A 275-nucleotide genomic window follows, 5' to 3' on the forward strand; every position below is an offset into this window, starting at 1 on the left:
GTGGCGCGGTCGGTCCTGACCTCGTCGACTGGCTCGGGCAGTTCGAGTCGCCGCCGGGGATCGGATCGAACAGTTGGGTCGTCTCCGGCGAATACACCGAAAGCGGCGCGCCGATCGTCGCCAACGACCCCCACCTCTCGCTGATGGCACCGCCTGTGTGGCACGAGATGCACCTCCGCGGTGACGGCGTCGACGTCCGCGGCGTAACGTTCCCTGGCGTCCCGTTCGTCGTCATCGGCGAGAACGAGGCCGGCGCGTGGGGGTTCACGAACGTC

1 protein-coding gene is annotated in these 275 nt (G+C 68.7%); it reads left to right on the forward strand.

The window, feature by feature from the left end; genetic code table 11:
* On the forward strand, positions 1–275 hold a 275-nt coding region (locus SM755_RS23595), incomplete at both ends, for a penicillin acylase family protein (RefSeq protein WP_323174829.1).

Origin of the sequence: Natrialba sp. PRR66 (assembly GCF_034808065.1) — an archaeon.
Taxonomy (GTDB): domain Archaea; phylum Halobacteriota; class Halobacteria; order Halobacteriales; family Natrialbaceae; genus Natrialba; species Natrialba aegyptia.